Annotated in this window: 19 protein-coding genes; 7 read left to right on the top strand and 12 right to left on the bottom strand. The window is 72.3% G+C overall.

From position 1 onward, the window contains the following. Window positions 1–368: 368 nt before the first annotated feature. The 6 genes from OG823_RS25710 to OG823_RS25685 all read left to right on the top strand — a co-directional run bounded on the left by OG823_RS25710 (window position 369) and on the right by OG823_RS25685 (window position 7,307). Window positions 369–1,451: a phytanoyl-CoA dioxygenase family protein gene (locus OG823_RS25710; RefSeq protein ID WP_371482198.1), complete on the top strand. Its 1,083-nt coding sequence runs from the start codon at window positions 369–371 to the stop codon at window positions 1,449–1,451. After that, a complete protein-coding gene (locus OG823_RS25705) occupies window positions 1,448–2,680 on the top strand; it encodes a type III PLP-dependent enzyme (protein ID WP_371482196.1) in 1,233 nt (410 codons plus the stop codon). The genes OG823_RS25710 and OG823_RS25705 overlap by 4 nt, the downstream gene beginning before the upstream one ends. Before the next feature lie 212 nt (window positions 2,681–2,892). Then, window positions 2,893–4,296 (top strand): DUF6271 family protein, encoded by a 1,404-nt coding sequence (locus tag OG823_RS25700; RefSeq protein ID WP_371484656.1) that lies wholly within the window; start codon window positions 2,893–2,895, stop codon window positions 4,294–4,296. Between the two features lie 3 nt (window positions 4,297–4,299). Beyond that, window positions 4,300–4,866, top strand: coding sequence for a GNAT family N-acetyltransferase (locus tag OG823_RS25695; RefSeq protein WP_371482195.1), 567 nt, complete (start codon window positions 4,300–4,302; stop codon window positions 4,864–4,866). A gap of 75 nt (window positions 4,867–4,941) precedes the next feature. Beyond that, entirely contained in the window at window positions 4,942–6,126 is a 1,185-nt protein-coding gene (locus OG823_RS25690) for an MFS transporter (protein ID WP_371482194.1), read from the top strand. 197 nt (window positions 6,127–6,323) lie between these two features. Beyond that, the gene (locus OG823_RS25685; RefSeq protein WP_371482192.1) at window positions 6,324–7,307 is read left to right on the top strand and encodes a DMT family transporter; all 984 of its coding nucleotides are present in this window, start codon (window positions 6,324–6,326) and stop codon (window positions 7,305–7,307) included. A gap of 82 nt (window positions 7,308–7,389) precedes the next feature. On the opposite strand, the gene OG823_RS25680 is transcribed toward OG823_RS25685, so the two are convergent. From OG823_RS25680 to OG823_RS25655, 6 genes are all read right to left on the bottom strand, one after another. Next, window positions 7,390–8,259, bottom strand: a complete 870-nt coding sequence (locus OG823_RS25680) for an ABC transporter permease (protein WP_371482191.1) — start codon at window positions 8,257–8,259, stop codon at window positions 7,390–7,392. Next, window positions 8,256–11,024 (bottom strand): alpha/beta fold hydrolase, encoded by a 2,769-nt coding sequence (locus OG823_RS25675; RefSeq protein WP_371482189.1) that lies wholly within the window; start codon window positions 11,022–11,024, stop codon window positions 8,256–8,258. Before OG823_RS25675 ends, OG823_RS25680 begins: the two co-directional genes overlap by 4 nt. Before the next feature lie 134 nt (window positions 11,025–11,158). Next, the gene (locus OG823_RS25670) at window positions 11,159–11,581 is read right to left on the bottom strand and encodes a GNAT family N-acetyltransferase (protein ID WP_371484655.1); all 423 of its coding nucleotides are present in this window, start codon (window positions 11,579–11,581) and stop codon (window positions 11,159–11,161) included. Window positions 11,582–11,618: 37 nt separating this feature from the next. Next, window positions 11,619–12,557 (bottom strand): RluA family pseudouridine synthase, encoded by a 939-nt coding sequence (locus OG823_RS25665; RefSeq protein WP_371482188.1) that lies wholly within the window; start codon window positions 12,555–12,557, stop codon window positions 11,619–11,621. Between the two features lie 59 nt (window positions 12,558–12,616). Then, a complete protein-coding gene (gene lspA, locus OG823_RS25660) occupies window positions 12,617–13,342 on the bottom strand; it encodes a signal peptidase II (RefSeq protein WP_371484654.1) in 726 nt (241 codons plus the stop codon). 98 nt (window positions 13,343–13,440) lie between these two features. Then, entirely contained in the window at window positions 13,441–14,040 is a 600-nt protein-coding gene (locus OG823_RS25655) for a TraR/DksA family transcriptional regulator (RefSeq protein WP_371482187.1), read from the bottom strand. Between the two features lie 545 nt (window positions 14,041–14,585). Between OG823_RS25655 and ileS the strand changes: the two genes are divergently transcribed. Further along, a complete protein-coding gene (gene ileS / locus OG823_RS25650) occupies window positions 14,586–17,714 on the top strand; it encodes an isoleucine--tRNA ligase (protein ID WP_371482186.1) in 3,129 nt (1,042 codons plus the stop codon). Between the two features lie 220 nt (window positions 17,715–17,934). Here ileS and OG823_RS25645 read toward each other — a convergent pair whose 3' ends face one another. The 6 genes from OG823_RS25645 to ftsZ all read right to left on the bottom strand — a co-directional run bounded on the left by OG823_RS25645 (window position 17,935) and on the right by ftsZ (window position 23,269). Then, window positions 17,935–19,305 carry a DivIVA domain-containing protein gene (locus tag OG823_RS25645; protein WP_371482185.1) on the bottom strand — a complete coding sequence of 457 codons (1,371 nt, stop codon included), beginning with the start codon at window positions 19,303–19,305 and terminating at the stop codon, window positions 17,935–17,937. A 53-nt stretch (window positions 19,306–19,358) separates the two neighbouring features. Then, window positions 19,359–19,646, bottom strand: coding sequence for a YggT family protein (locus OG823_RS25640; protein ID WP_371482183.1), 288 nt, complete (start codon window positions 19,644–19,646; stop codon window positions 19,359–19,361). A gap of 89 nt (window positions 19,647–19,735) precedes the next feature. Then, window positions 19,736–20,338: a cell division protein SepF gene (locus OG823_RS25635; protein WP_371482182.1), complete on the bottom strand. Its 603-nt coding sequence runs from the start codon at window positions 20,336–20,338 to the stop codon at window positions 19,736–19,738. A gap of 206 nt (window positions 20,339–20,544) precedes the next feature. After that, window positions 20,545–21,333, bottom strand: a complete 789-nt coding sequence (locus OG823_RS25630) for a YggS family pyridoxal phosphate-dependent enzyme (RefSeq protein WP_371482181.1) — start codon at window positions 21,331–21,333, stop codon at window positions 20,545–20,547. Beyond that, window positions 21,330–22,064, bottom strand: coding sequence for a peptidoglycan editing factor PgeF (pgeF, locus tag OG823_RS25625; RefSeq protein ID WP_371482180.1), 735 nt, complete (start codon window positions 22,062–22,064; stop codon window positions 21,330–21,332). Before pgeF ends, OG823_RS25630 begins: the two co-directional genes overlap by 4 nt. Continuing rightward, complete coding sequence (gene ftsZ / locus OG823_RS25620) at window positions 22,061–23,269, bottom strand: cell division protein FtsZ (protein WP_371482178.1); 1,209 nt, start codon at window positions 23,267–23,269, stop codon at window positions 22,061–22,063. The genes pgeF and ftsZ overlap by 4 nt, the downstream gene beginning before the upstream one ends. Between the last annotated feature and the right edge of the window lie 231 nt (window positions 23,270–23,500).

The raw sequence follows: 23,500 nt of genomic DNA, 5'->3' as shown, positions 1-23,500 counted from the left end.
CGATCGCTTTTTTGTTTTCGAATTACACATAATGCGTCCGCGCACCGATCTCGATTAGCAGCCCTTCTCGCAGCCCTTCCGAATGCCTGTCGCGGCATCAATTCACAGTTCCGACACGCATGGAGGCGAGTTACCCGCCGGAAAGGGTTGACGCCGAAAGTTGGTCTAGTCCAATGTAGAGACACGAGTCGTGAGGGCGCCTGTTCCCACCGGGGGCGGAATACCGGCGCGCCATACCCTCCGACAACCATCAGCTGCACGACGGGGCTTCCGACGCGCCCGCGGCGCCCTGCCCGGCGTCGGCCGGCACCGGGCCCCGCCGTGCCCTCGATCCGCCCTCCGCCCGTGACCGAATCCGGAGAGACCTCATGACCGCGCCCGACCGATATCTGCACCGAGCCGCTTCCAGCCGCCCGTACTTCAGCGCGGACGGTGAGAGCTACCTGGCCCAGACTCCCCTGAAGGACATCCGCAAGGAGCAACCGCTGCGCGTGCTGTCCGAGGCCGATCTCGCCTTCTGGCAGACCTACGGGTACGTCGTCGTCAAGGAGGCGATCCCCGCCGACGCCGCCAGGCGCCTGCTGGACTTCGCCTGGGACTTCCAGGGGTTGGACCCGCAGCGGCCCGACAGTTGGTACCAGGAGCGTCCCTACCGCGACGAGCTGGACCGCCACCTGCACGTCTACGGCTTCGTCGAGGCCTACCACCACCAGCTGATCTGGGACAGCCGGCAGGCCCAGCGCGTCTACGACGCCTTCGTCGACGTCTGGGACTGCGAGGAACTCTGGGTCACCCTGGACCGCCTCAACCTCAACCCGCCCAACGTCCGCAACCGCGACCGGGCCCTGATCGAACCCACCGACACCGGCTTCGACATCGAACTCCACTGGGACATCGACAGCACCCTCGCCGTCGTCCCGCAGCGCGTGCAGGGCATCATCGCCCTCTCCGACACCGAGCCCGACCACGGCGGCTTCCAGTGCAACCCCGAGCTGTTCCACCGGTTCGACCACTGGAAGCTCGACCAGCCGGACGACCGCGACCCGATCCGCCCGGCCGTCGACCGGGACGAGTTCCCCGTCATCAGGCCGGAGTTGTCCGCCGGCGACCTGCTCATCTGGAACGGCGCGCTGGCCCACGGCGTGGCCCGCAACACCTCCCGCGACGGCGTCCGGGCGGTGCAGTACCTCTCGATGATGCCCGCGCTCGAGGAGCACCGGGACATGCGCCGCTCCCGCATCAACTCCTGGTACACCCTCAGCACTCCCGACTGGAACCGCACCCTGGTCGGCGACGCCGTCACGCACGAGTCCCTGCGCTACCCCTCGGCCGAACTCAACGACCTCGGGCGGAAGTTGCTCGGCCTGACCCCCTGGCACGAAGGGTCCGAGGACTCGGACCCGCTGTCACGGGCGGGCGGCGCCACCGGCGCCGACCGGGCGCGGCCGTGAGCGGCGCCGGAACGGCCCCGCTGAGCGCGGCCCTGCACGCCGCCCTGGCGGCCGCGTCCGAGGACCGGATCATCTACGACCTCGCCGGCATCGGCGCGCGGTACACCTCACTGACCGAGGAACTCCCCGGCGTCGCCGTCCGGTTCGCCATGAAGGCCTGCCCCGTGGACGAGGTGCTCGCCCATCTCGCGGCCCAGGGAGCCGGATTCGACGCGGCGAGCCCCAACGAGATCGCCCAGGCGCTCCGCACCGGCGTACCGGTCGGCCGGATCCACTACGGCAACACGGTCAAGTCCGACCGGAACATCGCCGAGGCGTACCGCCTGGGGGTGCGGGACTTCGCGACCGACAGCCTGGAGGACGTCGCGGCCATCGCCACGGCCGCTCCCGGCGCCCGGGTGTTCTGCCGGCTGGCCACCAGCGGGGAGGGCGCGCTCTGGGGCCTCAGCCAGAAGTTCGGCTGCTCGGACACCGACGCGGTGCGGGTCCTGGCGGCGGCACGGGCGGCGGGTCTCACACCGGCCGGCCTCTCGGTGCACGTCGGCTCGCAGCAGATGACGACCGAGGCCTGGCAGGACGCCTTCGAGCGCATCGAGGGCGTGCTGGTCGCCCTGCAGCGCCTCGGGATCCACCCGGACCACGTCAACCTGGGCGGCGGGCTGCCCGCGCTCGGCTACCTCGACCGGCGCGGCAATCCGCTCGACCCGCCGCTGGACAAGATGTTCGCCGTGATCCGCGAGGGTGTGCAGCGGCTCCGGGAGGTCTCCGCCTCCGCGCTGGACTTCGTCATGGAGCCGGGCCGCCACCTGGTCGCAGACCAGGGCGCGATCAAGGCCCACGTCTCGCGCCTCTCCTCGCGCCAGCAGCTCAACGGCGAGCGGCAGCACTGGCTCTACCTGAGCTGCGGGAAGTTCAACGGCCTGTACGAGATGGACGAACTGCAGTACCGGCTGGTCTTCCCGGCGCACCTGGACGCGGAGTACGTCCCGGCCGTCGTGGCCGGGCCCACCTGCGACAGCGACGACGCGTACGCCCACGAGCACAGCCGCGTCCAGGTGCCCAGGACGGTCGGCTCCGGGGATCCGGTCTGGATCCTCTCCAGCGGTGCCTACGCCACCAGTTACACGACCCAGGGCTTCAACGGTTTCGACCCGCTTCCCTACACCTGGCTGCCGGACACCCCGGAGACCGCCGGTGAGCGGCGGGGCGCGGGCGCCACGCTCCGCTAGCGCGGCCTCCGGCGCCGGAGGCCGCGACCGGCGGGGGGCGCGCAGGCGCTCCCGCCGACACCGCGCCCGTCCACCCGCCCGAGAGCCACCGCGACGCCCTGACCCACGACTCCCCTCCGCCACCGAAGCGCCGAACCCACCGGGTTCGGCACGAGACGGCCGGGCCGCCCCCGGCACGGAACGGACACCGCACAGTGAACCGGGACACCGACATGCGCAGGATCTGCCTGACCCTCCCCACCAACCGGGCCTGTACCGCGACCATCGCCGACATCGGCGAGGAGGCCGCCTACGCCGCCGAGCACTTCGGCGTGGAGGTCCGCCTGCTGATCCTCGACTCCTCCGACGGGTCGACGTTCTCCGAGCACGCGAAGGCCGTCGAGGAGCTCCCCGCCGTACCGAACGTGATCGTGCACCACCTCGACGAGGCGCGCCAGCGCGACTTCCTGCGGGAGGTGATCCGGCGCGCCGGGGTCGCCGGGCCCGAGCTGCTGCTCGACCTGATGCTTCCGGACGCCGTCTCCTACGGTGCCTGCACCAACCGGGCGTTCCTGCTGGCCGCCGCCCTCGGCTGCGAGTCGATCCACCGCCGGGACTCCGACAGCGGCTACCAGCGCCTGGACGGCGAGCCGGTCTTCCCGATCCACCACGAACTGCTCTCCCTCGGCAGGTCGGGGGCCGACGCGGCCGACGGCGTCACCGAGAACACGTTGGACCGGGCGCACGGCGCGAAGCCGGTCTCGATGGTCGGGGCCTCCTTCGTCGGTGAACTGTCGGTCGACGTCGGCGAGATCAAGGAGCTGGACGCCGGTGTGTACCACGAGGTGGTCAGCCTCTGGGCGCCGCCCGAGTGGTCCGCGGAGGAGATCGGGGAGCTGGTCCAGGAGTCGTTCGTCGGGGCCGGTACCGAGCCGTTCGGCGCCGACCACTCGGTGCTGGACATCCCCGACATCTGGCGGCTGGACATGTGCAACATCGGCTTCGACCGGGAGCTGTACGAGCGCGTCCCCCTGCCGCCCGCGACGGCCACCATCGGCAGCGACTACTTCCTGCTGCACGTGGTCCGCCACGCCCCGCTCCCCGCGGTCGTGCACAACCGCCACATCGTCAACTACTACACCGCGGAGCGGCGGACCGGCCCCGGCTTCCTCGCCTACCAGCTGCGGTTCGTGAAGTTCCTGCTGTCGATGCTCTACTTCCACCCCGTCTACTTCGACCTGGAGGCGGCCGGCCCGGAACTGCTCGACGAGCAGCACCACGTCCGTGCCGCGACGATCGCCGGATTCGCCCGGCGGACGGCCGGGGCGGACCGCGCGGAGAACGTCCGGCGACTGGACGTGGTGGACCGCTGCTACCGGCGGCTGGGCGGAAAGTACGCCGAGTTCGCCGACCACCTGGCGCCGCTGCGGGAGCGCCTGCTCGACGAGGCCCAGGCGGACATCGAGTACTTCGCGCTGCTGATCGACGCCTGGGCCCCGCTGGTCGCGGCGAGCCGGGCCACCGGCCTCGCGCAGTCGCCGGTGCCGGACTCGGCCCGCCCGCACGGGGCGGCGGGCACGCCCGGCGCCGTGGCGGCTCCGCCCGCCGACACCGGCTCCGCCGCGGAAGAGGTCTGAGCGATGGCCGAGGACACCATCCGCCTGCGCCGCCTGGCCGAGAGCGACTGGGACGAGGTCGTGGCGCTGGAGGCACGCGCCTACGCCGAGAGCGGCCTGTCCGAGGGACGGGAGGTGCTGCGCTCCAGGGGCCGCGTCTCACCGGCCACCTGCTACGTGCTGGAGTACGCCGAGCGGTTCGGCGGCTACCTGCTGGCTCTGCCCTACCCGCCCGGCCGTTGCCCGGAGTTGACCCTCCCCGAGACCGAGACCGAGACCGAGACCGAGACCGACGACGCCGATGACGCCGACGGCTCAGACGGCGCCGACGGCTCCGACGGCCTCGGCTCGGCCAACCTGCACGCGCACGACTTCGTGATCACCGAGGACCTGCGCGCGCGGGGCCTCTCGCCGCACTTCGTGCGGCAGTTCGAGCAGGAGGCGCGGTCCCAGGGCTTCGACCGGATCTCGATGGTGGCCGTCCAGCGCAGCTGGATCCTCTGGCGCCGCCTCGGCTACACCGCCCATGCCGACGTCACCCTCCCCGAGAGCTACGGCCCGAAGGCGGTCTACATGTCCAAGGAGCTGTAGACCCCCCGGACCGGGACATCGCCGTACCCAGCGATCCGCTGCGCGGGTCACCACCGGAAGACAGTAGGCAGATCAATGTTTCGCAACCAGGATCCATTCCGAAGAGCTCAGCTGGCCATCGCCGCGCTGTTCCTCTTTCTCGGGTTCCAGTACGCCACCTGGGTCTCGCGGCTCCCCGCGCTGAAGACACGGCTCGACCTGAGCGAGGCACAGCTCGGCCTGCTGCTGATGGCGGGCGGCATCGGGGCGGTGGCCTCGTTCCCGCTGGTGCCGATCGTGATGAAACGCCTGGGCTCGCGGCGGTTGTCGCTCTGGTCCGTACTGGTCCTGGGTCTGATCCTGCCGGTGCTGGCGGTGTCACCCGACTACCCGGTCACCCTGCTGGTCATCTGCCTGGACGGCGTGGCCGTGGGATTCCTCAACGTCGCGATGAACGCCCAGGGCGCGGCCCTCGAAGTGGCCCACGAGCGCACGGTGATGGCCAGGTTCCACGCGACGTTCAGCGCCGGCTCGCTCTGCGCCGCGCTGCTCGCCTCCGGCGTCAACCTGTTCACGTCCTCCCTGGGGGTGCATCTGACGGCCGCGGCCGTCCTGGTGCTGCTGCTGGTCGGGGTGACCCGGTCCGGCCTGCTGACCGAGGACCAGCAGCCGCCGACGGCGCCGCAGGAGCAGGAAGCGGGGCAGCCGGAGAAGGCGCCGCGCAGGCTGCCCCTGCCGTCCCGGCTGACCGTCTGGATGGGCCTGGCGATGGTCTTCGGCACCGTCACCGAGGGCGCCATGAACGACTGGTCCTCGCTGTACATGAAGGACGTCGCGGATGCGGCGCCCGAGATCGCGCCGCTGGGCATCGCCGTGGTGTCGGGGATGATGGTGCTCGCCCGGATCTTCGCCGACGGCCGGCGCGCCCGCTGGGGCGACGGCCGGATCGTCGTGGCCGGCAGCGCGTTGGCCGGGCTCGGGCTGGCGACCGCCCTGCTGGTCGGCGGCGTGGCCCCCGCGCTGATCGGTTTCGCCTGCGTCGGCCTGGGGGTCGCGGCCGTGACGCCCTGCGTCTACGTGGCCGCGGCCAAGCAGGGTCCGGACGCGCTGGCCCTGGTCGCCGCGATGGGCACCACCGGCCTGCTGGCGGGGCCGGCCCTGATCGGCTTCATCGCGAGCGCCGGCAGCCTGGTGTGGGGCATGGGCGCCGTCGCCGTCTCGGCGGCCCTGGTCTCGCTGTGCGCCACCCGGATCCGCTGGACGGCGCCGGTCCCGGTCTGACCGCGGATCCGGCGGTGGGCCGCCGACCACCGCGATCTGCCGTCGGCCGCCCGGGCGACACCCCGGGCGGCCGACGGCGGGCGGCATCCGCCATGTGCCGGTCACTCTAAGGTTGGCCCCGGAGACCTCGTCCACTGTTCCGCCTGCCGTTCCGAGGCCGGCGTGGTCCGGACGGGTCCGCACAGAGGGGACCACCGATGCGGTACGTGGGCAGCGACAGACTACGGGCGATCCTGGCGGTGACGGCGGCGGCACTGTTATGGAGCAGCTCGTACGCGGTCACCAAGCGGGTGCTGGACGAGGTCGGACCGCTGACCATCGGCGCCATGCGCTTCACACTCGCCGCCGGGCTGCTCGGCCTGATGGTGCGGCTGCGCCGCAAGCCCGGCGTACGCCCCGACGCCCGGCGGCGGCGCCTGATCTGGCTGAGCGGACTGCTCGGCATCACGGCGTACTTCGTCCTGGAGAACATCGGCGTCGAACTGTCCACCGCCTCCGACGCCTCGCTGATCGTGGCCACCTACCCGCTGATGACGATGCTCCTCGAACTGGCGGCCTTCCGGGCCAGACTGGCGCCGACCCGGATCGCCGGGGTGCTGCTCGCCACCCTCGGCGCCGCCCTGGTGGTGCACAACGGCGCCCAGATCGGCGGCAGTTCGCGCTGGATCGGCGACTTCCTGCTCCTGCTCGGCGGCCTGGTCTGGGCCGGGTACAACATCCTGGGCACGCACGCCGGCAGGGGACAGGACGCCCTCGGCCTCACCTACCACCAGACGCTGGCCGGAGCGGGCGGGTTCCTGCTCGCCTCCGTGATCGAGGTACGGGACTTCCGACTGCCCGGCACGGTCGCCTCGGTGCTCCTCGCCTACCTCGCCGTCGCGTGCTCGGTGGGCGGCTTCCTGCTCTACAACTACGGCCTGCGCCGGATGACGTCGAGCGTCGCGGTCAACATCCTCAACCTGGTGCCGGCCTTCGGCGTGCTCGGCGCGGTGCTGGTCAACGGTGAGGTCGTCCGGCTCGCCCAGGTCGTCGGCGGCGCGATCATCGTCGCGGGGGTGGCACTCGGGATGGTCGAGCGCGGCGGAAGCGCTCCGTCCGCCGAGGCCGACGGAGCCGACGGCGCGGACGGAGCCGCTGAGGAGGACGCACCCACCCCCGTGCCGGCGGGCACCCGGATCTGAGAGCCGAGGCCCCGGCCGGCCCGGACGCTCCGGCGGACCGGCCGGCCGGCCCCGCGCCGGGGCCCCGCGTCAGGACACCGCGTCAGGACACCACGTCCTTGCGGGCGAACCCCCGGAAGGCGAGGGCCAGCAGCACGATCGCGTACGAGAGCGAGAGCGAGGCGCCCTGGATCATCCCGCCCCACTCCAGGTTCGGTTGGAGGGCGTCCGCCCAGGCGTACTGCCAGTGCGCCGGCAGCCACTCGCGCAGGCCGCCGAGGGCGGTGACGGCGTCCAGCACGCCGGTGATGATGGACGCGAAGACGGCCCCGCCGACCGCCCCGAGCGGTGCGTCGGTGGCGGTGGAGAGCCAGAACGCGAGGGCGGCGATGACCAGTTCGCTGAGGAACACGAACGCCACGGCGATCGCCAGCCGGGGCAGCGCGGCCGAGGCGGGCAGGCTCGCCCCGGCCGGCAGCCGCAGATCCCCCCAGCCGTACGCGGCGGTGCCGACGGCCAGGCCGATCAGCGGCAGCAGGACGATCGCGGCCGCCGAGAAGGCCAGCCCGACGGCGAACTTGCGGGCCAGCAGCCGGGCCCGGGGCACCGGGGCGGCCAGCAGGTAGCGCAACGAGGACCAGCTCGCCTCCGAGGCGACGGTGTCGCCGCAGAACAGCGCGACCGGGATGACCAGCAGGAAGCCGGTACCCATGAAGAGCATGGTGGTGGCGAAGTTGGGGCCGGAGGCGGTGGCCAGCTCGATGAAGGTGGTCCGGTCGGCGCGGCTCGGCGTACCGCCGATCTGGAAGGCCAGCAGGATGACGAACGGCATCGCCGCCAGCACCCCACCGATGATCATCGTCCGCCGGCGGCGCAGCTGGCGCATCGCCTCGACCCGCAGCGGCAGGGTGCGGCCGGCCCGGTAGCCGGCCGCGTGGTCGGGGGCCGGGGCGACGGCGGTGGGGGTGCTCACGCGGAGCCTCCGATCAGGGAGAGGAACGCGTCCTCCAGGCGGCGGTGCGGCCCGGCGCGCTCCACCGGGACGCCGAGGCGGACGAGTTCGGCGATCAGCTGCCCGGCCGTCATGCCGTCCAGCCGGACCAGCAGCCCGCCCTCGACCACCTCGGCGGAGCCGACCCCGGCCAGCGCGGCCGTCTTGTCGGCGGCCACGGCCAGCTCGTCGGCTCCGTAGCCGGCGGTGGTGCCGACCAGCAGCAGCTCCCCCGCGCCGACGATCTCGGCGACGGCGCCCGCGCTGACCAGCCGGCCGTGATCCATCACCACGAGGTGCGTGCAGGACTGCTCGACCTCGGAGAGCAGGTGGCTGGAGACGATGACGGTGCGCCCGGCGGCCGCGTAGCGGATCATCACCTCGCGCATCTCGCGGATCTGCGGCGGGTCGAGCCCGTTGGTGGGTTCGTCCAGGATCAGCAGGTCGGGCAGACCGAGCATCGCCTGCGCGATGGCGAGGCGCTGGCGCATGCCCTGGGAGTAGGTGCGGACCGCCCGGTCGAGGGCCTCGCCGAGGTCGGCGATGACCAGGGCCTCCTCCAGGTGCGCGTCCTCGGCCGGGCGGCCGGTGGCCTGCCAGTACAGGTGCAGGTTGGCCCGGCCGGTGAGGTGCGGCAGGAAGCCCGCGCCCTCGACGAAGGAACCGACCCGGGAGAGCACGGGGGCGCCGGCCCGGATCGGATGGCCGAAGATCCGGATCTCACCGGCGTCGGGGCGGATCAGCCCCATCAGCATCCGCAGGGTGGTGGTCTTGCCGGCACCGTTGGGGCCGAGCAGGCCGAGCACCTGGCCCCGCTCGACCCGGAAGCCCAGCTCCCGGACAGCGTAACGGTCCTCGGCCCCCTTGTAGCGCTTGCTCAGGCCGGTGATCTCCAGCGGTACGTCGGCGAGCGCGGGATCGGGCGCCGGCCGCCGTCCGCGCCGCCGCAGACCCCGCCCGCCGAGCAGCAGAGCGGCGGCGGCGAGCGCGATCAGCGGCAGCAGCCAGGTGCGCGCGGGCAGCGGTGCGGGCTCGGTGACCAGGGCCTCGACGGTCGGCACGGTGAGCTGACCGGCGAGCGCGGCCCGGTAGGTGGCGGGCTCGGCCGGCGAGGCGTACGCGAGGTCGGTGGCGGCGAGCACCAGCCGCAGCCGGTGCCCGGCGGGGAAGTCGTGGTCGACGGCGGGCAGCTCGACCTGGACGGTCCGGCCGCCGGGTGCGTCGGCGCCGGTGACCCGCAGGGGGGCGACCAGTTGCTGGGGCAGGGTCTGCTTGCCGTCCGTGCCGAGGTCGTAGAGCTTGGCGAAGAGGACGGCGTCCGGCCGGTCGGCGCTGACCTGGACGGCGACCGTGGGCCGACCGGTCAGGTGCAGCGCGCTCCCCAGCGGCGCGGAGTCGAAGGTGGCGTGCTGGCCGGGGAAGTCCAGCGAGAGCCCGGCGCCCAGCGAGGCCGCCTGGGAGAGCGCGCCGATACCGGGCAGCGAGGAGATGTTCGGCGGGGAGCCGCCGGGCGGGTTGGCGAACGCCTGCTCCGTGCCGGTGAGCGGGACGCTGCGCGAGCCGGTGCCGCCCAGGCCGGGGTAGGCGTCGGCGGTGGCGCCGCGCAGGACGGCCTGGAAGCCGGTGGAGTCGACGCCGCCGGTACGGGTGACCCGGAATGCGGGGTCGGTGCCGCCGGCCGCGCCCTTCAGGTAGTGGTCGAACCAGCCGGTGACCCGACTGTCGACGCGCTCGCTGGTCTCGGTGCCGCCGTCGTGCCCGCCGGCGAACCAGTCCACCGCGACCGGCGCGCCGTTCGCCGCGACCGCCTTGGCGATGGCGTCGCCCTGGTCGAGCGGGAAGAGCGAGTCCTGCTGCCCCTGGACGACCAGGGTCGGCACCTTGAGCCGGGCCGCGACCGAGGAGGGACTGGAGCGGTCGAGCAGGGCGACGGCGTCGGCGTCCGCGTGCCCGGTGGTGGCCACCCGGTCGTACATCGCGCAGAGGTCGTCCAGGAAGCGCCCGCACCCGACCGGCCCCGTCGGCGTGGCCGCCTGCCCGGTGTCCGGGGCCGAGAGGTCGCCCGCCGAGCCGGTGGTGAAGAAGATGCCGGCCCAGAGCTTCTTGAAGACCCCGTCGACCGCGGCCCCGCCCTGCACCTCCTGCGGGAACAGCGCGTCGGCGAGGTTCCACCAGGTGATCTGGCTCGCCACCGAGTCGATCCGGGGGTCGTACGCCGAGCCGAGCAGGGCGACCGCGCCGCCGTACGAGGCTCCGGTGATCCCGACCCGGGGGTCGCCGGGTGCGTCGAGCTGGACCTCGGGGCGGTGGGAGAGCCAGTCGACCAGGTGCTTGACGTCCTCCACCTCACGGTCCGGCGCGTTGAGCCCGATCCTGCCGCCGGAGTGCCCGAAGCCCCGGGCCGACCAGGTCAGGACGGCGTAGCCGGAGCGGGCGAGCTGCCGGGCCCGGTCGCGCTCCCCCTCCTTGCTGCCGCCGAAGCCGTGGGCGAGCAGGACGGCGGGCCGAGGAGTGGTCCCGGTGGTGAAGTACGAGGTGTCGATGGAGACGGTCCGCGCGCTGCCGGGCGTCTCGGGCATCGCCAGGACCTGGTCCTCCTGGCGGACCGCCGCCCCGCCGCCGGCCGCCAGCGCCGTCCACGTCCCCGCTCCGGCGAGCACCACCACCGAGGCGGCGGCGACCGCCAGTGCACGGGTCGTGAATCTCCTGCGTGCCCGCCGACGTCGCCATGCCCCACCGAACCTCATGAACAGCGATCCTATGGGCGGTTCCGGTAGGGAAGCCGTAAAGGCGGTCCGGGCCGTCGGCCGAGGTCGGGTGGTGGGCCTGGCCGTCGCGCGGCGCCGGGAGAGCGGCCGACGGGCCGCACCCGGCCGGGGGCTCAGAGCCCCCGGGTCATCGTCCGGTGCGGGATGCCGGCGTCCAGGTACTCCGGCCCCTCGGCGACGTAGCCGAGCCGTTCGTAGAAGCCGAGCGCCTGGACCTGCGCGTGCAGCTCCATCGCGGTCGCGCCGCGCTCGCGGCCGGCCTGCTCCACGGCGCGCACCAGGGCGGCGCCCAGGCCCGTGCCCCTGGTCTCCTTGAGGACCGCGAGCCGGCCGAGCAGGACCCGGCCCTCGACGCCGCCGGTGACGGCGAGCGCCTGCTCCCCGTGGATCAGCCGGGCGGTGCCGAGCGCGGCGCCGTCGGCGCCGAGCGCGAGCAGGTGCTCGGAGGTGGCGTCGAGGTCGTCCCACTCCTCGTCCTCGGAGATCTCCTGCTCGACGATGAAGACCTGGCGCCGGACTCCGTGCACCAGCGCCATGTCGGCCTCGCCCGCGGCGACCCGGATGTCGGGCACGTCAGGACTCCGAGGAGATGACGTCGAGGGCCTTCTGCAGGTCGGCCGGGTACTGGCTGTCGAACTGCACCCACTCGCCGTTCGAGGGGTGTTCGAAGCCGAGCGAGACGGCGTGCAGCCACTGCCGGGTCAGGCCGAGCCGCTTGGAGAGCGTCGGGTCGGCGCCGTAGGTCAGGTCGCCGACGCAGGGGTGGCGCAGCGCCGACATGTGCACCCGGATCTGGTGGGTGCGGCCGGTCTCCAGCTTGATGTCGAGCAGCGAGGCGGCCCGGTAGGCCTCGATCAGGTCGTAGTGCGTCACGGACGGCTTGCCGGCCTGGGTGACGGCCCACTTCCAGTCCGAGCTGGGGTGGCGGCCGATCGGCGCGTCCACGGTGCCGCTCATCGGGTCGGGGTGGCCCTGGACGAGCGCGTTGTACTTCTTCTCGACCACGCGGTCGTGGAACTGCCGCTTGAGGTCGGTGTAGGCGCGCTCGGACTTGGCGACGACCATCAGCCCGGAGGTGCCGACGTCCAGGCGGTGCACGACGCCCTGGCGCTCGGCCGCGCCGGAGGTGGAGATCCGGTAGCCGGCGGCGGCGAGGCCGCCGATGACGGTGGTGCCGGTCCAGCCGGGGCTGGGGTGGGCGGCCACGCCGACCGGCTTGTCGACCAGCACGATGTCGTCGTCGTCGTGGACGATGCGCATGCCCTCGACGTGCTCGGCCACGATCCGTACGGGCGCGGCGGGGGCGGGGATCTCGACCTCCAGCCAGGATCCGGCCATCACCCGGTCGGACTTGCCGGCCGTCGTCCCGTCGATGGTCACCTTGCCGTCGGCGGCCAGCTCGGCGGCCTTCGTCCGGGAGAAGCCGAACATCCGGGCGAGAGCGGCGTCGAGTCGCTCGCCCTCCAGGCCGTCGGGAACGGGGAGGCTGCGGGTCTGCGCTGCGGTACTCACTCGTACGAGTATGCCGGACGGCGGGGCCGGTCCTGACGCACCCGCCCCGCCCCGCCCGGCTACTCCTCCGTGCCCGCGCCCTCGGAGCCGGTGCCCTCGGCGGCGGAACCGGCCTTGGCGTTGCCCTGGTGGGCGGTTCCGTCCGGGTTGCTGCCGCGGAAGGAGAGCAGCACCACCAGGATGCCGCCGCAGACGATGGCGGAGTCGGCGAGGTTGAAGACGGCGAAGTGCTGGACCGAGATGAAGTCCACGACGTGCCCGCGGAACACCTGCGGTGCCCGGAACAGCCGGTCCGTGAGGTTCCCGAACGCCCCGCCGAGCAGCAGCCCGAGCGCGACGGCCCAGGGCAGGCTGTACAGGCGGCGGGCGATCCGCCAGATGACCACGATGACGGCGGCGGCGATCATGGTGAAGACGATGGTCATCGCCTGGCCCATGCCGAACGCGGCGCCGCCGTTGCGGATCACCTGAAGGGTGACGACGTCGCCGACCACCTGGATCGGCGAGTGGCCCTCCAGCCGGGCGACGACCAGCAGCTTGCTGCCGAGGTCGATCAGGTACGCGAGCACCGCCACCAGCAGCAGCACGCCGATCCGGCGGCGGCGGGCGCCGCCGGTCGAGGCGGTGGCGCCCGCCGGGGCCTCGGCCCCGGCGGTCGGCGCGGGTTCGGCCACGGCTGCTTGCTGCACGGCGTCCTCCGGTGCGGTGGCGGGCGTCTGCGCCGGGGCAGCGGTGGTCGGGACGGAATCGTCCCGCGTCTTGGGGGAACCTGGCGTACTGATGATCCGCTCCGCTGCCGATGGGGCTCCCCGGCCGAAGGTTGGGGAGGGCCGACGTTACGGGGTCGAGCGTACGGCAAGCCCGGCCCCGTTCGACGCCCCGGTTACCGCCGTTCCTGCTTCGCCTTGCACTGGACGCAGAGTGTGGCCCGCGGGAACGCCTGCATCCTGGCCTTCCCGATCGCCTGGCCGCAGGACTCGCAGACGCCGAAACCGACACCCTCCAGGCGGAGCAGGGCTCGCTCGGTCTGGGCGAGGCTGTCGCGGGCGTTGTTGGCGAGCGCGAGCTCGCTCTCCCGCGAGATGTTCTTCGTCCCCGCGTCGACCTGGTCGTCGCCGGCCCCGTCGTTGGAGTCGCGCATCAGGCCGGTGATCGCGGCCTCGGAGGCGTCGATCTCGGCCTGCAGCCGCTCCATCTCGCTGATCAGCTCGGCGTGCAGGTCGGCCACCTCCCGTGAGGTCCACGGGTCCTCGCCGGGGCGTACCGGCAGCTCCGCCGGATCCACCGACTCCGCGCCGCCGCCGCTCGCTCGGGCGCCGGTGGCAGCGGGTGTGCGGGTACGGCCGGGCGCTGCCACGCGTCCGGCTCCGGTGCTGGTCGTGCGCCGTGCGGTAGTGGTCACGGTCCCCTCCCCTGGGTCGCCTGCCACGGCCTTGCGGGCCCGCTTGGTGGCGGTGCCCGCGCCGGTTGCCTTCTCAGCCATGGCTTCGACCCCATCTACGAATGAATCGAGCCGCCGGTTCCCGGCGGCCTCCAGTGCCGGAACGATAATCCCCATCAAACCCGGCCACAATGTGACATACCGATACGCCCTGTCGTTCCCACCCGGGCGGCCTCCCCGGCCGCCACCAGCAGCGCGCTGTCCAACTTGTGCCCAGATCGTCATCCGCTAATCACCGGCGGCCCGGGCCGCCCCCGCCGGCCGGGGCCGCGAACGGACGAACGCGGGCCGAATCGGCTTGCCGGGGCCGATACACTGGGCCTGCAAGGCGCAGATGGGACGAGTACCGACGTACGCAGCCACCAGCGACCCGGGGACGGTGCGAGCCCGGGGGTGTGCACGGCGGGAAGATCACCCCGGAGCCGCCGGAAGAACGGCCCGCAAGGGCCCGGTAGACCCGGCAGCAAGCCCAAACAAGTGGGTCGCAGGCAGTATCGCGGCCAAGGAGGGTGGTACCGCGGGACGGCACGCCGTCTCGTCCCTCCGTCGGAGCCAGTCAACGCATCCGCCGGAGGTAGACGCCCCGTATGAACAGCTACAACCCCGTACCCGCCCAGGTCGACCTGCCGGCCCTGGAGCACCGGATCCTGAGCTTCTGGCAGGACAACAAGGTCTTCCGGCAGAGCCTGGAGCAGTCCGAGGGCCGCCCGGAGTGGGTCTTCTACGAGGGCCCGCCGACCGCCAACGGCATGCCCGGCGCGCACCACATCGAGGCCCGCGTCTTCAAGGACGTCTTCCCCCGCTACCGGACGATGAAGGGCTACCACGTCGCCCGCAAGGCCGGCTGGGACTGCCACGGCCTCCCGGTCGAGCTCGCCGTCGAGAAGGAGCTGGGCTTCTCCGGCAAGCAGGACATCGAGCGCTACGGCATCGCCGAGTTCAACGAGAAGTGCCGCGAGTCCGTGACCCGGCACACCGACGCCTTCGCCGAGCTCACCACCCGGATGGGCTACTGGGTCGACCTCGACGAGGCGTACCGCACGATGGACCCGTCCTACGTGCAGTCCGTCTGGTGGTCGCTCAAGCAGATCTTCGACAAGGGCCTGCTGGTCCAGGACCACCGCGTCGCCCCCTGGTGCCCGCGCTGCGGCACCGGCCTGTCCGACCACGAGCTGGCGCAGGGCTACGAGACGGTCGTCGACCCCTCGGTCTTCGTCCGCTTCCCGCTGACCTCGGGCCCGCTGGCCGGCGGGGCCGCGCTGCTGGTCTGGACGACCACGCCCTGGACGCTGGTCTCCAACACCGCGGCGGCCGTCCACCCGGACGTCACCTACGTGGTCGCCACCGACGGCGCCGAGCGGCTCGTGGTCGCCGAGCCGCTGCTGGCCAAGGCGCTGGGCGAGGGCTGGGAGCCCACCGGCGAGCGGTTCACCGGCGCCGAGATGGAGCGCTGGGCGTACACCCGCCCCTTCGACCTGGTCGAGATCGAGAACGCGCACTACGTCCTCAACGCCGAGTACGTCACCACCGAGGACGGCACCGGCATCGTCCACCAGTCCCCCGCCTTCGGCGCGGACGACCTCGCGACCTGCCGCAGGTACGGCCTGCCGGTGGTCAACCCCGTCCTCGCGGACGGCACCTTCTCCCCCGAGGTGCCGCTGGTCGGCGGCGTCTTCTTCAAGAAGGCTGACGAGGCGCTGGTCAAGGACCTCCAGGAGCGCGGCCTGCTCTTCCGCCACCTCCCCTACGAGCACAGCTACCCGCACTGCTGGCGCTGCCACACCGCGCTGCTGTACTACGCGCAGCCGTCCTGGTACATCCGGACCACCGCCGTCAAGGACGCGCTGATCCGGGAGAACGAGGCGACCAACTGGTTCCCGGAGAACGTCAAGCACGGCCGCTTCGGCGACTGGCTGAACAACAACATCGACTGGGCCCTCTCGCGCAACCGCTACTGGGGCACCCCGCTGCCGATCTGGCGCTGCGAGGAGAACCACCTCACCTGCGTCGGCTCGCTGGCCGAGCTCTCCGAGCTGACCGGCACCGACCGGAGCGGGCTGGACCCGCACCGCCCCTACATCGACGACGTCACCTTCGACTGCCGCGAGTGCGGCGGCACCTCCACCCGGGTGCCCGAGGTGATCGACGCCTGGTACGACTCGGGCTCGATGCCGTTCGCGCAGTACGGCTACCCGTACCAGAACAAGGAGCTGTTCGAGAGCCGGTACCCGGCGCAGTTCATCTCCGAGGCGATCGACCAGACCCGCGGCTGGTTCTACACGCTGATGGCGGTCGGCACCCTCGTCTTCGACCGCAACGCGTACGAGAACGTCGTCTGCCTGGGCCACATCCTGGCCGAGGACGGCCGCAAGATGTCCAAGCACCTGGGCAACATCCTGCAGCCCATCCCGCTGATGGACCAGCACGGCGCCGACGCGGTGCGCTGGTTCATGGCGGCCGGCGGTTCGCCCTGGTCGGCCCGCCGGGTGGGCCACGGGACCATCCAGGAGGTGGTCCGCAAGACCCTCCTCACGTACTGGAACACCGTCGCCTTCCAGGCGCTGTACGCCCGCACCGCCGGCTGGGCGCCGTCCGCCGCCGACCCGGCCCCGCAGGCGCGGCCGCAGCTGGACCGCTGGGTGCTCTCCGAACTGCACACCCTGGTCCGCGAGGTGGACGCCTCGCTGGAGGCGTACGACACCCAGCGGGCCGGCAAGCTGCTCTCCGGCTTCGTCGACGACCTCTCCAACTGGTACGTGCGCCGGGGCCGCCGCCGCTTCTGGCAGGGCGACGCCGCGGCGCTCGCCACGCTCCACGAGGCGCTGGAGACGGTCACCCGGCTGATGGCCCCGCTGACCCCGTTCATCACCGAGCAGGTCTGGCAGGACCTGGTCGTCCCGGTGGAGGTCGGCGCCCCCGCCTCGGTCCACCTGGCCTCCTGGCCGGTGGCGGACGAGAGCCTGATCGACACCGAGCTGTCCCGGCACATGGCGCTGGTGCGCCGGCTGGTCGAGCTGGGCCGCGCCACCCGCGCGGAGTCCGGCGTGAAGACCCGCCAGCCGCTCTCCCGCGCGCTGATCGCGGCCCAGGGCTGGGAGGAGCTGCCGGCCGATCTGCGGGCGCAGATCGCCGAGGAGCTGAACGTCTCCGCGCTGGAGTCGCTGGCCGGGGTCGGCGCCTCGCTGGTCGACACCACCGCGAAGGCCAACTTCCGGGCGCTCGGCAAGCGCTTCGGCAAGGGTGTCCAGGACGTCGCCAAGGCGGTCGCCGCCGCCGACGCGGCCGTGCTCGCCGCCGACCTGCGCGGCACCGGCAGCGCGAGCGTCGAACTGAACGGCGAGAGCGTGGCCCTCTCCCCCGACGAGGTGATCATCACCGAGACGCCGCGCGAGGGCTGGGCGGTGGCCAACGAGGCCGGCGCCACCGTCGCGCTCGACCTCCACATCACCCCGGAGCTCAGGCGCCTGGGTATCGCGCGGGACGCGATCCGCCAGATCCAGGAGGCCCGTAAGAACTCCGGCCTGGACGTCGCCGACCGGATCGTGCTGCGCTGGCGGTCGACCGACCCGGCGACCGCGGAGGCGATCGCCGAGCACGGCGCCCTGGTCGCCGAGGAGGTGCTGGCCGTCGACTTCGCCGACGGCGCCGCCGACTGGCAGTCCGAGGCGTTCCAGGACGAGGCCCTCGGCCTGGTGTTCCAGCTGCGCAAGGCCTGACCCGCACGGCCCGCGGCGGCCGTCCGCCCCCTCCCGGGGCGGGCGGCCGCCGCGTCGTTCGCCCCACGGGCCGGGCGCCGTTCCTCCGAGGGCCCCGGCCCGGGCTCGCGCCCGGCCGGTGGCACCGCGCACCCCGCCCGGCCACGGCGCCACCGGCCGCGGGCGGACACGAAGGCGCCCCCTCCACCGGGAGGGGGCGCCTTCGGTTATCGCTGGGCGACTAGTTGTCGCCGTCCTCGTCGATCAGGAAGCCGCGCATCGGCGCCGGCGCCTGCTGCATCGGCTGCGGGGGCTGCGGCCGCACGGCGGCCATCGGCTGGGTCATCCCGGCCGGGGCCATCTGCGGCGCACCCGATCCGCCGGACGCCTGGCCGGCGCCGCCGAAGGAAGGCTGGTTCCCGCCGCCGAAGGAGTTCCCGCCGAAGGAGGGACCGCCGCCGAACGACTGCTGGCCGCCACCGAAGCTCGGCTGACCGCTGCTCATCGCCGAGGCACCGGCCGGAGCCATCGACGACGCTGCCGGGGGCAGCGAGGCGGTGGCCGGGATGCGCGGCGGGGCGAGCGAGTCGTCCGCCTGCGACTCCAGCTGGCGCAGCTGGGTCTCCAGGTACGACTTCAGACGCGTGCGGTACTCGCGCTCGAACGCCCGCAGGTCCTCGACCTTGCGCTCCAGCGTGGCCCGCGCGGACTCCAGGGAGCCCATCGCGACGCGGTGCTTCTCCTGCGCGTCCCGCTCCAGGGCGTCGGCCTTGGCACGGGCGTCGCGCTCCAGACCCTCGGCGCGGCTGCGGGCCTCGCCGACGATCTTGTTGGCTTCGGAGCGGGCCTCGGAGATCGCCTGGTCGGCGGTCTGCTGGGCGAGCGCGAGCACACGGGCCGCGCTGTCGCCGCCGGGAGGCTGCTGCTGCTGCATCGGGCCGCCCATCGGGCCGCCCATCTGCTGCTGCTGGCCCATCGGGCCGCCCATCGGCTGGAGCTGCTGGCCGCCCATCTGCTGCTGACCGTGCTGCTGGCCCATCTGCTGGCCGTGCTGCTGGCCCATCGGGCCGCCCATCGGCTGCAGCATCTGGCCGCCCATCGGCTGCACCAGCTGCTGCTGGCCGCCCATGGTGCCCATCTGCTGCTGGCCGCCCATCTGCTGCGGCTGGCCCATCTGCTGCTGCTGCTGTTGCTGGCCCATCGGGCCGCCCTGGCCGGAGGGCAGCTGCGGAGCGCCGGAGGGCAGGCCCAGCGGCTGGTTGCCCATCTGCTGCTGCTGGTTGCCCATCTGCTGCTGGCCCATCGGGCCGCCCATCGGCTGACCGGGGCCCTGCTGCTGGCCGGGCACCGGCGGGCCGGATATGGCCGCCGGCACGGGGGCGCCGGGACGCGAGTCCTGCGGCGGCTCCTTGCGCATGTTGGCCTGGTTCTGCGCGGCGGCACGGGTCGCGGCGGCCAGCTTGGCGCGCAGGTCCTCGTTCTCGCGGAGCAGCTTGGTCAGCTCGGCTTCGACCTCGTCGAGGAAGGCATCGACCTCGTCCTCGTCATAGCCTTCGCGCAGGCGGACGGTCGTGAACTGCTTGTTCCGAACGTCCTCGGGGGTCAATGGCATCTCTTCACCTCAACGTGATCGTCGGCACACCGGCATCCTGTCGCATCGCTCACCTACGACAGGCGCTGCACGAGCGAGATCAGGACATACACAATGATCATCAGTACGAAGAAGGACAGGTCGAGCGCCACGCCCCCGAGACGCAACGGCGGGATAAACCGCCGAAGAAGCTTGAGTGGCGGATCCGTGACAGTGTACGTGGCCTCCAGGACCAGAACCATGGCCTTGCCGGGCCGCCACGAACGCGCGAACTGGAAGACCCAGTCCATGACCAGCCGGAAGAGCAGGAACACCAGGAAGACGGTCAGTGCGTAACCGAGCACCGCCCCCACGATCCCCATCCGTCTCCCTCTCCCTGACTTCGGCTCGCGCCTGCTGAACTGTCGCTAACTCACTGTCGATCAGATCCACACGTACAGTCGTGGCCGGGTCAGCTCTGGTTGAAGAACCCACCCTCGGCGATACGAGCCTTGTCCTCCGCCGTGACATCGACGTTAGCAGGCGACAGCAGGAACACCTTCTGTGTCACGCGCTCGATACTGCCGTGCAGACCGAAGACGAGTCCAGCGGCGAAGTCTACGAGGCGCTTCGCGTCGGTGTCGTCCATCTCGGTCAAATTCATGATCACAGGAGTACCGCCACGGAACTGTTCCCCGATGGTACGGGCCTCGTTGTAGGTCCTGGGGTGCAGCGTCGTGATGCGGTAGGGCTCTCGTTCGTTCACGACCTTGGGCATGATCACCGGGGCGCTCTTCTCCAGGTTTTGGCGGCGTTCGGGTGTGATGGACGACACTGGGGCCATCCTCGGGGTCTCCTGACGGATCGGGACCGCGGCCGGAACGGGCTGCGGGGCGATCTGGGCGACCGGGGCGGGCTGTGCGGCGGCGGGCCGGGGGATGTCCTCGGTCCGGCCGGTGCGCATCGGCTCGGGGTCCGCGTCGTAGTCGTCGTCGGGGTCGTACCCCTGACCGTCGTACGTCTCGTCCTCCACGAGGCCGAGGTAGACCGCCATCTTGCGCATTGCGCCGGCCATTCTCCTGTCTCCTCCGCTCTGTGGTGGATCGGCTCCGTCACCGGCGGCCTTCGCCTGCGGATTCCGCGACCCCGGGGCCCGACCCGGGAATCGACCGAGCGGGCTGGTGGGGTCGTGAAGCTGCGATCCACGGTTCGCTAGCGCTCTGGAAAGCTGCTAGGTTCTGTCCTGTTTTGTCCTGCAGTCTGATCTACTACCCGGTGACGTTACCCGAGGGGTGACCGCACTCCGAGTACCGCCGTTCCGACGCGCACATGTGTCGCTCCGGCGGCCACGGCCTGCTCCAGGTCGCCGCTCATTCCCGCGGAAACCATGGTGGCAGCAGGATGGGTCGCCCGTACGACGGTTGAGATTTCCGCCAGCCGCCCGAAAGCCCGGGCCGGATCACCGGCCAGCGGCCCGGCGAGCGGAGCGACCGTCATCACACCGTCCAGGCGCAGCCCGGGCGCGGCGGCGATCGCGTCGGCCAGCGCCTCGACGTCCGCCGGGGCGACGCCCGCCCGGCCCTCGCCCTCGCCGGCCTCCTTGTCCAGGGCGACCTGGACCAGGCAACCCAGCTCGGCCCGCTCGGCCTTGAGCACCGCCGCCGACAGCGAGCCGACCAGGCGCGGCCGGTCCACCGAGTGCACCCGGTTCGCGTACCGGACGACCGAGCGGACCTTGTTGGTCTGCAGCTGGCCGACGAAGTGCCACTCCAGCGGAAGGTTCGCGCACAGTTCGGCCTTGGGCGCCGCGTCCTGGTCGCGGTTCTCCGCCACGTCCGTGACACCGAGTCCGGCCAGGAGTGCGCTGTCCTCGGCGGGGTAGGTCTTGGTCACGACGATCAGCCGGACCTCGCCCCGGGCCCGGCCGGCGGCGTCGCAGGCCGCGGCGATCCGGCGCTCGACCGCGTCGAGGTTGGCCCCGAGCTCCTCAGAGCGAGCCCGCTGACCGTCCGTCAGGGCGTCCAGGAAGGCGGGCCCGCCGGGGAACGGACCGTAGATGTCATTCGTCATGAGAGTTCAGAGCCCAACCAGACGTAGCTCGCGAGCCGGCCGGTGCGCTGCTCGCGGCGATAGGAGAAGTGATCGGCGGATTCCAGGGTGCAGACAGATGATCGCACCAACTCGGTGACTCCCGCACCGGTCAACTGCTCCTCGACCCCGGCCGCGATGTCCAGGGCCGGCGTCCCCCAGGAGGTCTCGCCGTGGGCGGCGGGCACCAGGGCGGCCACCTCGGCGCGCAGTGCGGCCGGAACCTCGTAGCACCGGCCGCAGACCGCCGGGCCGGTGGCCGCGGTGATCCGCTCCGGCCGGGCGCCGAGATCGACCATCGCCCGCACCACCGCCGGGACGACACCCGCCGCCAGCCCGGGCCGCCCGGCATGGGCCGCGCCGACCACACCGGCCGCCGGGTCCGCCAGCAGTACGGGCGTGCAGTCGGCGGTCAGCACCGCCAGCGCCAGCGGCCGGTCGGTGACGATCGCGTCCACCGTCGGGGCGCCGCCCTGCGGCTGCCGCTCGGTCACCACCGCCACGTCCGCGCCGTGCACCTGGTTCATCCAGACCACGTCCGCCGGATCCAGGCCCAGCGAACGGGCCGCGATCCGCCGGTTCTCCCGGACGGCGAGCGGGTCGTCGCCCACCGCGCCGCCGAGGTTCAGCTCCCCGTACGGCGAAATGCTCACCCCGCCCCACCGGTCGGTGAAGGCGAAGTGAGCACCGTTTCGCGCGTCGAGCTGCCTCACTTCAAGAAGTCGGGCACGTCGAGTTCCTCGGCGGGACTCTCCACGTAGGGCTGCCGGGCCGGCTGCACCTGCGGGGGAACCGGCGAGGCGGTCGTGGTGGACGGGCCGTCGGAGTGCCGGGATCCGGACTCGCCCTCCGAGCGCGAGGTCACCGAGCCGATGCTCCCGTACGAGGGCCGGGTGGCCGGGCGCTCGGGGGCGGCGGGCGAGGCGGCCGGGGTCGACTTGACCACCGGGTCGCGGACGATCGCCGGCGGCTGGCCGCCGTCGAACCCGGCCGCGATGACGGTGACCCGGACCTCGTCGCCGAGCGCGTCGTCGATGACCGCGCCGAAGATGATGTTGGCCTCGGGGTGGGCGGCCTCGCTGACCAGCTGGGCCGACTCGTTGATCTCGAACAGTCCGAGGTCCGAGCCGCCGGAGATGGAGAGCAGGACGCCGCGCGCGCCGTCGATGGAGGCCTCCAGCAGCGGCGAGGAGATCGCCATGATGGCGGCCGCCTTGGCGCGGTCCTCCCCGCGGGCGGAGCCGATGCCCATGAGCGCCGAGCCCGCCTCGGACATGACCGACTTGACGTCGGCGAAGTCGAGGTTGATCAGGCCGGGGGTGGTGATCAGGTCCGTGATGCCCTGGACGCCGGAGAGCAGCACCTGGTCGGCGGAGCGGAACGCGTCCAGCACGCTGACCTGGCGGTCCGAGATGGACAGCAGCCGGTCGTTGGGGATGACGATGAGGGTGTCGACCTCTTCGCGCAGGCCGGCGATACCGTCCTCGGCCTGGTTGGCGCGACGGCGGCCCTCGAAGGTGAAGGGGCGGGTCACGACGCCGATGGTCAGGGCGCCGAGCGAGCGGGCGATGTTGGCCACGACGGGCGCGCCGCCGGTGCCGGTGCCGCCGCCCTCGCCGGCGGTCACGAAGACCATGTCGGCCCCCTTGAGGACCTCCTCGATCTCCTCGCGGTGGTCCTCTGCGGCCTTGCGGCCGACCTCGGGGTTCGCGCCGGCGCCGAGGCCCCGGGTGAGTTCACGGCCCACATCGAGCTTGACGTCGGCGTCGCTCATCAGGAGGGCCTGCGCATCGGTGTTGATCGCGATGAACTCGACGCCCTTGAGACCGACCTCGATCATCCGGTTGATGGCGTTGACACCACCGCCGCCGATGCCGACGACCTTGATGACTGCGAGGTAGTTCTGCGGTGCTGCCACGTCGAAGGCCTCTCGCCTCGAATTTCCGGGTCGGCCCGGCGCCCGGGTGCGCGCCGTTCCGACGGATGTCGATGGGTGGGGAGCCTGGTTCCTGACTGAATGTCCGAAATGCCGACCGCCGACCCGAACCCTAAACTTGACCTTTAGGGTTACTGCTGTGCCTCTGTCACATCACCGTAGGACACAGCCTGGTGACACAGGACACTAGGTCGCGGCGAGCCCGTGTTCAAC

The sequence above is a fragment of the Kitasatospora sp. NBC_00315 genome, assembly GCF_041435095.1.
Classification (GTDB): domain Bacteria; phylum Actinomycetota; class Actinomycetes; order Streptomycetales; family Streptomycetaceae; genus Kitasatospora.
The sequence above is the reverse complement of the archived record's forward strand: the minus strand, read 5'-3'. Positions and strand labels throughout refer to the sequence as shown.